The organism is Corynebacterium sp. MSK032, from assembly GCF_030232065.1.
GTDB classification, from domain to species: domain Bacteria; phylum Actinomycetota; class Actinomycetes; order Mycobacteriales; family Mycobacteriaceae; genus Corynebacterium; species Corynebacterium jeikeium_D.
Genome location: NZ_JASPJR010000003.1, coordinates 50,864 through 62,786, shown reverse-complemented (window position 1 = coordinate 62,786; position 11,923 = coordinate 50,864). Strand labels below are relative to the sequence as shown.

Genomic DNA, 11,923 nt, shown 5'->3' with positions numbered 1-11,923 from the left:
TTCTTTCTGTTGGGGCTGTGTTGGCTGTTGTAACTGCGCAGTTTTAGCTGATGTCGGCTATCGGCGGGCGGCTAGTGGCTGGCGGCAAGTAGCTGTCTGCTAGCCGCTCGAACTAGAGGTGCAATCCGCACTCAGTCTTCTCGGAGCCCGCCCAGCGACCCGAGCGCGGATCCGCGCCCTCTGCCACTCGCGCGGTGCATGTCGCGCAGCCAATCGACGGGAACCCCTGTTGCGTCAGCGGATGCACAATGAGGTCGTTGTCCTCGATGTACTGGGCAACATCCTCATCTGTCCAGGTGGCCAACGGGTTGAGCTTGATGCGACCAGTCTTGTCGATCTCCAGTACCGGCGTGTGTGCGCGGGTCGGCGCGTCGACGCGCTTCAGACCTGTGACCCAGCCCTCGTAGGGGCGCTTCACGGCAGACAGCGGCTCGACCTTCCGCAATGCGCAGCAACGCGTCGGGTCGGTCTTGTACAGATCAACGCCCTCTTCGGCGTCCTGCTCGGCGCGGGTGCGCTTCGGCTCAATCGACAGCAGTCGGTTGTCGTAACGCTGTGCGACCTGCTCTGCCACGTCGAGGGTCTCCGGGAAGTGGTAACCGGTATCCAGGAAAATCAGATCTGCCTCCGGCGCGTGCCGAGCAGCCAGTTCCGCCAACACTGTGTCCTGCATCGACAGGGTCACGGCCAGTGGCGTGTGCAGGTGCCCCGCACCCCATTCCAGTACTTCCCCAGCAGTGGCAGTCTCCAGCTTGGAGCCCCACTCCAGTGCGAGCTCAATCAGACGGCGAGCAGTTTCCGGGTTGTCCAGCGCGTCTTCACGCGCGAGCGCCTCCTGAGTCTTAATGACCTCAGCGGTTTTCAGTCCCGTGCTCATGACGCCACCTTTCTATCGATATGTCCGTGCAGTTTCACTGTGAATACCCGGCAGCATTCGCGGCATTGCCAGGCGTAATCGGTTTCCAGGTCGGGCCACAGATCATCACCGCCGCAGTAAGGGCAATGCATCACCGCACCCCGGTTCGGATTGGGGTGTGCGCTTCGGCCACCGATCCCCAGTCGCGCTGGCGTCTCGTCTTTTTCGCTTGACGACGGCCCCTGCGACCGAACCCCATTGGGAGATTCACTCACTTCAGGTCCTCCTCATCAGCGCGGACAATCCACTCGCGGAACTGTTCACCCTCGTGGCGCTGCTCCTTGAAGTGATTGACGACGCGCTCGATGTAGTCACCCAGTTCTGCCGAGGTGACCTTGTGTCCGCGAACCTTGCGGCCGAAGTTGGCATCGAGCCCCAGCGAACCACCGAGGTGAACCTGGAAACCCTCGACACGGTTGCCCTCGTCGTCGGTGACAATCTGCCCCTTGAGTCCGATGTCGGCAATCTGCGTGCGGGCGCAGGCATTCGGGCAGCCATTGAGCGCAATGGTGATTGGGACGTCGAGGTCACCGAGGCGTTCCTCCAAGTCGCCCACCAAATCAATTGCGCGCTGGCGCGTGGTGACAAGTGCGAGCTTGCAGAACTCTAGGCCGGTGCAGGCCAGGATGCCCCGTCGGAAAGCTGAGGGCTTGGCAGACAGGCCAATTTCGTCGAGTTCTGCGAGCAGGGAGTCGACCTGGTCGTCGGCGACGTCGAGGAGAATGAGCTCCTTCATCACGGTGGTGCGGACGCGGGAAACACCGTGGCGCTCGGCGATGTCGGCGAGTTTGACCAGATCAGAGCCCGGAACACGGCCAACAGCGGGCTTAACACCGACGTAGTTGAGACCGTCGGCCTGCTTGTGCACGCCGATGTGGTCACGGTCGCCTTCGAAAGGTTCGGGTGCGGGGCCGTCGATAAGCTTGCGGTTGAGGTAGTCGTCTTCGAGTACCTGGCGGAACTTCTCCGCGCCCCATTCGGCAACGAGGAACTTCAGACGCGCACGATTGCGCAGGCGACGGTAGCCGTAGTCCCGGAAGATGCGGCACACGCCCGCCCATACCTCGGGAACCTCGTCCTCTGGGATCCAGGCGCCGAGACGCTGGGCGAGCATCGGGTTGGTGGAGAGACCACCACCGACCCAAACGTCGAAACCGGGGCCGTGCTCTGGATGATTGACACCGACGAAGGCAACGTCCTGGACCTCGTGGGTGACATCGAGACGCGGGGAACCGGAAACTGCCGACTTAAACTTACGCGGTAGGTTGGAGAACTCGTCGCCGGAGAGGTACTCCTCCTTGATGCGGCGGATGGCGTTGGTGCCGTCGACAATTTCATCGGCCGCAACACCGGCAACCGGGCTGCCTAGAATAACGCGGGGAACGTCGCCGCAGCCAAAGTTGGTGTCGAGACCAACTCGCTCAAGGCGGTCCCAGATCTCCGGCATATCTTCGACGCGAATCCAGTGCAGCTGGACGTTCTGGCGGTCGGAGAAGTCCGCAGTGTCGCGGGCGAAATCGCGGGAAATCTCGCCGATGGTGCGAATACCCTCGGTGGTGGTCTGGCCACCGTCGAGGCGGACGCGGAGCATAAAGTACTTGTCCTGCAGCTCGGCGTTGGTCTTCACGCCGGTGTGCTCACCGCTAAGCCCCTGCTTGCGCTGGGTGTAGAGGCCAATCCACTTAAAGCGAGGCGCTAGGTCCTCCGCGGGGATGGAGTCAAACCCCTGCTTGGAGTAGATGTCGATAACACGCTGCTTAACGGCGATGCCAGCATCTTCTTTCTTAATGCGCTCGTCGTCGTTAAGTGGCTCGCGGCCGTCGATAAGCCACTGCCCCTGTGGCTTCGGTGCGCGCTTCTTACGTCGGGTAGCCGCTGCGGAAGCTGGACGCTCGGCGGTTTTCGTAGGAGAGCTCATGGGGAATCTACCGAATCACTTTCGTTTTGTTCTCGTTGACCGAATCAGTTTCTAATCTTTATAGACCGTTTGGTCTACGTTGTATTGCAGGCAACATTAGACCGACCAGTCTGGCTAGTGCAAGCCGGGACACGCTCGGACACCTAGCGAACCCCTGCTTCGCCCACGCGGACACCGTTTTTCACACCCACTTTGACACCTTCAGAAGCATCCTCGGCCCCGGCATCAACCGAAGCGGGTGATGGAGATCCAGAACTAGACACATCAGCCGAGGGAGACTGAGAAGTCGGCTCAAGTTGGACCCGCTGACGCAGCCCCGGAAGAGTGTCGTGCGAACGCGCCCACAGCACCAGCACAACGACAACAAAAGCCCACACGAGCAGCACTGTCGTCAGTACGCCCCCAGAAACCAGCGACGAAAACAGAGTGCGAATATTCAGCCCCACCAACACGCCGCCGATCGCAATCCCAAGCAGCCGCGGATTAATGCGCCCCACCAGGTACGCAGCCAAGGGTGCCGCAATCACACCACCGCACAACAAACCAATTACCGGTGCGGCATGCTGAGTGAATTCCTCCCGCAGCTTGGGCAAAAAGCCCAGTACAGCCGCCAAGGCAACGAGAAATTCCGCCGCAGAGACAGTACCGATAATCTTGCGCGGCTGGTCAGCCTCAGCGCCGAGCAAAGTTGAGGTGGTAACAGGCCCCCAACCACCGCCTCCAGTGGAATCAAGCAGGCCACCAAAGAGCCCCAGCGGAGCGAGCTTCTTCGCCCCCCAGGCCTTCTTCTTGCGCTTAACATTGGCCAAAAAGGCGAAGCGGATAATCACCCACAGACCGAGGAAAAGCAAGATTGTCGAGGTCACAGGCGTCGCGGCATCACCGTCGAGATTCGCCAAAAAGGTCGCACCAATAAAGGCACCGATAGCACCCGGCACGCCAAGACTCAGCGCGCGTCGCCAGTCGACATTGCCGAATCGCCAGTGTGAAATACCGGAGGCCAGTGTCGTACCCACCTCTGCTACGTGAACCACCGCCGACGCAGTGGCAGCACTACTACCAGCGACAATAAACAGCGAAGTAGCGGTGACACCGAAAGCCATCCCCAGAGTGCCGTCGACTAATTGCGCGCCAAGGCCGATTAGCACGAAGACTATGAGTTTTTCCATGACAAGCCCTTCCCCGCTTACCCAACCAGAGCCTGCCGTTGCCACGATGCTCGCACGACGAGCCCCTTTCAGAGCTCATTCAGCAGAAGCGATGCGCAGCAAAACCCTCTCAAGCCAAAGCAGTGATTCTTGCGGTGTTTTGTGTTTGCTTTTTGTAGACCAGTTTGTCTATATTCTGTTTCAGCAAGCATAGACCGGTTGGTCTACGATAAGCAATCGCGACAAAGAAAACGTAGAAAAAGGATTCCACCCAATGACCAACGACCAGACTGCAGCCCAGAACACGGCCGCTTCCTCACTGCCCGATCTCGCCAACTCCACCACGCCACTGCGTGTAGCCGTGGTTGGCTCGGGCCCGGCCGGCATCTACGCCTCCGACGCGCTGATGAAGTCCGGCCGCGATGTCGCCATCGACCTCTACGAGCGCCTTCCAGTGCCGTTCGGCCTCATCCGCTACGGTGTTGCGCCAGACCACCCGCGAATCAAGGGCATCATTAAGTCCCTCCACCGAGTGCTGGACAAGCCGCAGGTTCGACTGCTGGGCAACGTGGACGTCGGCAAGCAGGTCAGCGTTGATGAACTGCGCCAGTTCTACGACGCCATCATCTTCGCCACTGGCGCGACCGGCGACCGCGATCTGAACATCCCGGGCTCGGATCTGCCGGAGCACTACGGCGCCGGTGAGTTCGTAGGTTTCTACGACTCCCACCCGGAGTTTGCTCGCGAATGGGACCTCTCTGCTGAGTCGGTCGCTGTGATCGGCGTCGGTAACGTGGGTCTCGACGTCGCCCGTATTCTCGCCAAGACTGCCGATGAGCTGCACGTCACCGAAATCGCCGACAACGTCTACGACGGCCTGGCAAAGAATGCCGCCCGCGAAGTCCATGTCTTTGGCCGTCGCGGTCCGGCTCAGGCAAAGTTCACTCCACTGGAGCTGAAGGAACTGGACCACTCTGACACCATTGAGGTTGTCGTGAATCCGGAGGACATCCAGTACGATGCCGCCTCCGAAACGTCCCGTCACGAGTCCAAGATCACCGATCAGGTCTGTACGATTCTGGAAAACTACGCCATCCGCGAGCCAAAGGGCGCCCCGCACAAGCTCTTCATCCACTTCTTCGAGTCCCCGGTCGAAATCATCGGCGAGACCGGTGAAGATGGAGTACAGCACGTCAGCGCTATCCGCACCGAACGCACCGAACTCGACGGCGAGGGTGGCGTCCGCGGCACCGGCAAGTTCACCGAATGGCCGGTCGGTGCGGTCTACCGCGCAGTCGGCTACCGCTCCGACGCAGTCACCGGCGTACCGTTCGACACCGGCACGCACACCATCCCAGATGCCGGCGGCCGCGTGCTTGACGACATCGACGGCAACCACATCCAGGGCCTGTACACCACCGGCTGGATTCGCCGTGGCCCGGTCGGCCTAATCGGTAACACCAAGGGCGATGCCAACGAAGCTGTCGGCAACCTCATCGCCGACTGGGAGGCAGGTCGCCTGGCCGCACCTGCAAAGCCCACACATAACGACGTCGACGAGTTCCTGGCCGACAAGGGCCTCCAGGTCACCACCTGGGAGGGCTGGCACGCACTCGACGCCGCCGAGCGTGCCGCGGGCGAAGCCGAAGGCCGCGAGCGCAAGAAGCTGGTCGAGTGGGCTGACATGGTTACGGCCTCCACGGTCGTCGCAAAGCAGCCAGATGCCGATGACGTGGCCGAAGCTGTGCACGAAGCTGTTGTGGAGACCGTCGCGAGCTAGCGCATCGGGTCTAACCGGACAGTTGATTATGCACGTCAGTCGATTTTCGGATTAGAGTTAATACATGGCTTATCATGCAGACTCATCCAACCTGGACGTCAAGGAAGTTCTGACCTGGGAAGGCTTCGGCGTCGCCTCCCGTGAACTGGCACAGCAGATTGTCGACTCGGACTTCGACCCGGAGATTATTATCGCCGTGGCCCGCGGTGGCCTGCTGCCAGCAGGCGCACTCAGCTACACCATGGGCGTCAAGCTCTCTGACGCCATCAACGTCGAGTTCTACACCGACGTGGCGGAGACCCTGCCGGATCCGGTTCTGCTGGAGCCGCTCCTGGACATCGAATCGATTTCCAACCGCCGCCTGCTGGTCGTTGACGATGTGGCCGACTCCGGTCGCACGCTGCATCTGGTGCTCGACCTGCTCAAGAAGCACGGCGCTGAAGTCCGTTCCGCTGTGCTCTACGGCAAGTCCCGCTCGGAGATTGCACCGGACTACGTCTGGAAGCACACCGATGACTGGATCGTCTTCCCCTGGTCGGCCGAGCCACCGGTACAGAAGTCCAAGTAGATCAAGTAGCTTACGCACCACAGCGGGCACAAAAAAGTGCGCTGCAGCGTTCCTTTCCCAAGCAACACCAGCAGCGCACACTAGGTCGTCGAACTAGCCCAGTTCGACGACCTTAATCTTTGATGCCGCCTCCGATGCACGCTCACGAGCAGCATCGACAGAATCCGCGGTTGAAACAGCAACGCCCATGCGGCGACGCGGGCCAGCGACCGGCTTACCAAAGATACGAATATCAGTCTCCGGAATAGCCATGGCCTCCGTCAGCCCGGTGTAACCCGGCTGCTCGATGTCAGCACCGCCGTAGACCACAGCGGAGGCTCCCGGGGACACCAGCGTGACGTCGATAGGCAGACCCAACACTGCACGCGCGTGCAGCTCGAACTCAGAGAAACGCTGGGTGCCCATGGTGACCATGCCGGTGTCGTGCGGACGCGGGCTGACCTCGGAGAACCACACCTCATCGCCGCGGACAAACAGCTCGACGCCGAAGATACCGCGACCGCCCAGCGCGTTGGTGATGCGCGCGGCGACAGAGCGCGCATTGTCCAGGGCGTTTTCACTCATGGCAGCCGGCTGCCATGACTCAACGTAGTCGCCGTCCTGCTGACGGTGCCCAATGGGCTCACAGAACCACGTTGCCCCCTCGCCGGTCTCCGGATCAACGGAGCGCACGGTCAGCAGCGTGATCTCGTAGTCGAAATCGACGAAGCCCTCCACAATGACGCGGCCGGACTCGACGCGGCCGCCACTCATGGCATAATCCCACGCGGCCTGGACATCCTCCGGCGAACGCAGCGTGGACTGTCCCTTGCCCGAGGAACTCATGACCGGCTTGACCACGCATGGGAAGCCAATCTCATCAACAGCTGCGGTGAACTCATCAAAGCTGGAGGCGAAGTGATAGCGGGAAGTCGGCAGTCCCACCTCTTCCGCAGCCAGGCGGCGAATACCTTCTCGGTTCATGGTCAGCTGAGTCGCCCGTGCGGTCGGAATAACGGTGACATCCAGCGTCTCGTCTTCCTCAACCTCTGCCAGCACCTCGGTTGCCAGAGCCTCAATCTCAGGGACGATGAAGTGTGGCTTGACCTGGAGAATCAGGTCCCGCAGTGCGCTAGGGTCCGACATATTCAACACGTAGGCGTGGTGAGCTACCTGGTGTGCCGGTGCATGCTCGTAGCGATCGGCAGCGTGCACCTCAACGCCAAGACGCTGGAAAGCAATGGTCACCTCCTTGCCGAGCTCGCCAGAGCCGAGCAGCAGAACTCGCGTTGCTCCCGGCTGGTACGGGGTTCCGGTGACTTCAGGGGTGAACATCGAGATAAATTCGCTTTCGTCTACGGCACATACGCTGCGCAACCAGCAGCTGTTAAATTGATTGCCTCCAGCATACGACAGCGAGCTGATTCACCGCGGCGGGCACGGGCGGGAACCTAGCGCGGGAACACCCGCTGGAACTCAGCCAGCGCCACCTCACGGTCAGCGGCCAGGACAACATTCGCCACCGCTCCGGCTGAATCCTCCACCACCTGGCCGCGGCGTGCTGGCTCATCTGCAAAGGTTCGCTTATCGACGCCCACGAGACGCATCTTCTCCACTTCCCCGGTCACCGCACCGACGGCCACCATCGCGGCAAAGAGGTCATGAACCTGCGCCTTGTAACCGACTCCAACTCCCTGGTGGAACTCAAAGTAGAACTTCAGTGAGCGACGCAGAACACGCAGTAGCTCCGGGTTCATACCGGCATCTCGCCAGGATTCAATCTCAGTATCACTAATGGTGATGGTCTCGGTGACATTGAGCGGAACCAGCGTCGGCACCGGCGCGCCTGCGGCGGTGGCGATGCTGCGCACGGCATCCTCCGGGCGCTCGACGGCCACAGCGCCCGCGGTGCCGAAGACCTCGATGACCGCGGTGGGGTCAACCCAGAAGTTCCATTCCGCAAACTCGGTAACGTTACCGTGGTACTCCACAGCACCACCCATAATGGTCACGCCGTCGAGCTCCCGCATGAGTTCCGGGTACTTCTTCAAAGCGGCCACGTAGGTGGTCATAGGGCCAGTGACCAGCAGGTGCACCTTCTCCCCCGTCGACCGTGCCTGCTCGATGACCTGGCGCCACAGCGCCAGCGGATCCGCCGCTCCTGCGCGCCCCGGTTCGTAGATGACGGCCGGTGGCGCCAGGTTGTAGCCCAGCCCGTACGGGCCATGAGTCTCAGGCGTGGTGGTCAGCTCACGGTCAGCGGGCCCCTCGAAACCGCTGACGACCGGAACCTCCGGACAACCACAAAGATTCAGCATGTACTTGGTATTACGGGCAGACCATGCCGCAGTGGTGTTACCACCTGCGCAGGTCACACCCACCAGCTCGATCTCGCCTGCGGTATGCAACCCCGCGAGGTAGACGAGAGCAAGACTGTCATCGATACCCGTGTCAACGTCGGCAAGCACTTTCAAACGCGTCATAAGGTCAAGTGTGACACGAAACACGCTCGGCCCGCAGAGCTAAACATGGGCAAAACAGGGATACAGACGAGTTTCCGCTGGTGCTGGCCGGGTTTACTAGTTCGTCGACATCGCTGCATCACCCACCGGAGCAGGCTCCGGCAGCGGCATATTCAGCTCGGCCAAGACCTCGCGCAGTCGCGTCGGGTAGTCGGTGATGATGCCGTCGACACCAGCGGCAATCTGCTCGCGCATGGTCTCCTTTTCGTTCACCGTCCATGGCACCACCTTCATGCCGGCCTCATGCGCACGGGAGATTAGCTCCGGCGTGGCGACCGGGTGGTAGTCAGCATCCGACGGTGTCTTGCCGTAAGGAATGCTGTGCGTCGGCGAGAGCACCTGCACGCCGAGCTGCTTGGCGGCCTCGATGATGTCGCCATTGACCTCGTCGTAATTGACATCGCCAATCCAAGGAGAATCCTTCTTCCAGGTGGTTTCGTCCCACAGCATGACCAGCGGAATCTCCGGGTTCCGTTCCGCGACCAGCGGCAACGAGCGCCAATCGAAGGATTGAATCATCACACGATCAGCCACACCCGCGCGGTCAATCTCGTCGAGAATCACATCGACGAACTCCTGCGGTTCTGCCGAGTCAGCGCGCTTTTCGCCCTCGATCTTGGTCTCAATGTTGAAGTGGATGTCCTGGTTATCCTTAGTCAGCTCGAACAGCTCCGGCAGGGTCATCATCCTATTGCCCTTGATTGGCTCCGCATCCGGGAAGTCCTCGAGCTTCTTGTCACAGACCAGGGTTTGTACCTGCTCATAGGTGAGATCATGTACGAGCTTGCCGACGTACGGGTACTGCGGGTCCCCCTCCGTCACTGGCTCGGTGTCCGAGCACTTGTCGTCTTGGATTTCCGGATCGTGCCAGACCATAGGCACGCCATCCTTCGTCAGGACGATGTCCAGCTCCAACGTCGTAACGCCCAGCTCCAACGAGTTGATCATCGCCTGCTTGGACTCCTCCGTCCACTCACCGCGACCACCACGGTGTGACTGCAGATCAAAACCCTCCGGCAGCTTAGCCATCGCAGCCGGCCGCACATTCGCGGCCGCATTCAGCTCAGCGACCTGCTGCTTTTCAAAGGTCTTCTCTTCGCTCGACGTAGTGCTGACCGCGCTTGCACTGCTTGACGACGACGCCGCGTCGTTGTCTGCATCATTGCTGCAGGCTGCAATAGGAGAAATAGCAAACGCGCCCATAGCGATGGCCGCGATTGCGCGGCGCGTGCCGTGGACGCGTGAATTCTGAGGCTGCTCGCTCTGCTTGGTCCGTTCGTCAAACATGGAGTCAGATGAGTTGCGAGAAGACATGGCCGGTGATTTTTCCTCTTTGGGCGTAGTGTTAGCGACTTCATAGCGACGGCATAGTACCGACAACACAGTGTCGACAAACTACCGTCGGAGGTTTACGGAACACAGAAATCTGGGTGAAAACTGTGTGGTGCGCCACTACTTTAAAACGGCCTGACAGCACTCGCATCTGGAGAGAGTGCGGGGTGAGCGTTTAATTCCCCTCTGCCTTTGGAATCTCGCCTTCTTGAGCAACCTCTGCCCCATCCCAGGAGTACGTAACGGGAGCGTTGTACTGGTCTTTAAAGGCGAAGGCACCGCCGTCTTCGATCATTTTATTGACATCGAAGAAATTGACGGTCACAGTTTTGCCATCACCCTCGACCGAGTTGATTGTCTGCGGACCACCGGCGGTCCCCACGTACTCGCCCTTATGAAACAGCAGCACTGCACCAGCGGTAGTTGAATGCGTAATTTCATTCTGTACTGCTGAGGCAAAGGTCAACTCGCTGGTGGTATCCCAGTTCGTATCGTCCGTGACTGTCCAACCGCTGCCATTGCCACCTTCCATTGAGTTCAGGTCGGCAACCGCTTCTTCGAAAGCCTCTTCCTGGGTTGGCGCAGAAGAACCCCCATCGGGGTCGTTGTCATCGACATCCGGATTGGGGGTATCTGCACTTTCACTGTCATCCTCGACAGTGGTGGTCGTAGTGATGGTCGTCGTTTCTTGATCTACCTGAGAAGCAGAGGTCGGTGCTGCGGTCTCATCAGTGGAGCAACCGGACAAAGCCACTACACCTGCGACCGCCGCGCTAACCAGCATCGACCCGCGACGAACTGAATGACCACTCATGGCTGGAACCTCTTCTGTTCTCTCAAGTTTTCTCAAGCACTGAGCTACGACGGAGCATTACTTTCTCATGTCCGACTCTGAATTGAGTTTACTTGGGAAAATTCAAGAGACCCCGGGAGTGTCCAAGAATTCTCGAAAGCTCTCGAAAATTCTCGGGAGTCCTTAGGAAGCGGGCTTCGCCCCGCCGGGAATCTTGCCCTCGTGGACGACGTGATCGCCGTTCCAGAAGAAGTGAACATTAGAGGTGAACTTGGCCGCATCAGCGTTCGGCGCACCTGCGGCCTCCTGGGCCTCCCAGTCGTGGTAGATGACCGAGATGTTCTTACCATCAGGGGTCGGCGTCACCTTGTTGATGTGCTGAGGCCGGTCAGAGTCCGTACCAATGAACTCACCCTTGTGGAACATCAACAGCACAGTGGAGGACTGAGCGTTGCCCTGCTTGGCCTGATCTGCGAGAGCAAAGCTCAAATCGCTACACGGGCTGAAGTTGGAGGTGCCAGTGTACTTCCACCCATCATGGTTGTTCGGACGCTCCCTGTTGACCTTATCCAGGGCCTCCTGGATTTCAGGTGCTGCCGGGTTCGGGGTACAGCTATCTGCCTTCGCCGGAGCCGGTGCCGGCACTGGGGCCGGTTCCGCCTGAGCCGCGGGAGCTGCAACGGCTCCACCTACTGCGGAGAAAACCATCGCGCCGGAAAGTACGGCGGAACTTGCCAGTCGTTGTACTCGGTGTCCTGTGTTTTGCATGAAAACCACACGCCTTCTGTCGTTTGGACTTCTGTCGTTGGACCACGCGGTGAGGCCTACGATACAAAAATGACTCTGGGATGCCAGTGTCAACTGACAATTCCCAGAGCCTTCTCGTGGTTAGCAAATGTTCTTTTTTACAGCAGCCAGCAGTTTCGACACCGAAGATTTTTTATCTAACAGTTCGATAAAGCCGGGT

General features: G+C 59.9%; 10 protein-coding genes. 2 read left to right on the top strand and 8 right to left on the bottom strand.

Annotated elements, in window-relative coordinates; all coding sequences use genetic code 11:
- Positions 1-112: 112 nt before the first annotated feature.
- The 3 genes from QP995_RS02530 to QP995_RS02520 form a co-directional block, all read right to left on the bottom strand.
- The gene (locus QP995_RS02530; protein ID WP_284852877.1) at positions 113-877 is read right to left on the bottom strand and encodes a phosphoadenylyl-sulfate reductase; all 765 of its coding nucleotides are present in this window, start codon (positions 875-877) and stop codon (positions 113-115) included.
- Between the two features lie 250 nt (positions 878-1,127).
- Entirely contained in the window at positions 1,128-2,834 is a 1,707-nt protein-coding gene (locus QP995_RS02525; RefSeq protein WP_016421533.1) for a nitrite/sulfite reductase, read from the bottom strand.
- A gap of 143 nt (positions 2,835-2,977) precedes the next feature.
- Positions 2,978-4,003 (bottom strand): sulfite exporter TauE/SafE family protein, encoded by a 1,026-nt coding sequence (locus tag QP995_RS02520; RefSeq protein ID WP_284852876.1) that lies wholly within the window; start codon positions 4,001-4,003, stop codon positions 2,978-2,980.
- A 253-nt stretch (positions 4,004-4,256) separates the two neighbouring features.
- Here QP995_RS02520 and QP995_RS02515 point away from each other — a divergent pair, with 253 nt between their 5' ends.
- Both QP995_RS02515 and QP995_RS02510 read left to right on the top strand, forming a co-directional pair.
- Positions 4,257-5,762, top strand: a complete 1,506-nt coding sequence (locus tag QP995_RS02515; RefSeq protein ID WP_284852875.1) for an FAD-dependent oxidoreductase — start codon at positions 4,257-4,259, stop codon at positions 5,760-5,762.
- A gap of 64 nt (positions 5,763-5,826) precedes the next feature.
- A complete protein-coding gene (locus tag QP995_RS02510) occupies positions 5,827-6,330 on the top strand; it encodes a phosphoribosyltransferase (protein WP_048734520.1) in 504 nt (167 codons plus the stop codon).
- A 93-nt stretch (positions 6,331-6,423) separates the two neighbouring features.
- Here the strand turns inward: QP995_RS02510 and purT are convergent, their stop codons facing one another.
- The 5 genes from purT to QP995_RS02485 all read right to left on the bottom strand — a co-directional run bounded on the left by purT (position 6,424) and on the right by QP995_RS02485 (position 11,724).
- Entirely contained in the window at positions 6,424-7,644 is a 1,221-nt protein-coding gene (gene purT, locus QP995_RS02505) for a formate-dependent phosphoribosylglycinamide formyltransferase (RefSeq protein ID WP_048734516.1), read from the bottom strand.
- A gap of 116 nt (positions 7,645-7,760) precedes the next feature.
- On the bottom strand, positions 7,761-8,792 hold the full coding sequence (locus tag QP995_RS02500) for a nucleoside hydrolase (protein ID WP_049189472.1): 1,032 nt from the start codon (positions 8,790-8,792) through the stop codon (positions 7,761-7,763).
- A 96-nt stretch (positions 8,793-8,888) separates the two neighbouring features.
- Positions 8,889-10,145: a glycerophosphodiester phosphodiesterase family protein gene (locus tag QP995_RS02495; protein WP_049169869.1), complete on the bottom strand. Its 1,257-nt coding sequence runs from the start codon at positions 10,143-10,145 to the stop codon at positions 8,889-8,891.
- 193 nt (positions 10,146-10,338) lie between these two features.
- Positions 10,339-10,977 (bottom strand): LppP/LprE family lipoprotein, encoded by a 639-nt coding sequence (locus QP995_RS02490; RefSeq protein ID WP_016421540.1) that lies wholly within the window; start codon positions 10,975-10,977, stop codon positions 10,339-10,341.
- A 162-nt stretch (positions 10,978-11,139) separates the two neighbouring features.
- The gene (locus tag QP995_RS02485) at positions 11,140-11,724 is read right to left on the bottom strand and encodes an LppP/LprE family lipoprotein (protein WP_016421541.1); all 585 of its coding nucleotides are present in this window, start codon (positions 11,722-11,724) and stop codon (positions 11,140-11,142) included.
- Positions 11,725-11,923 lie beyond the last annotated feature (199 nt).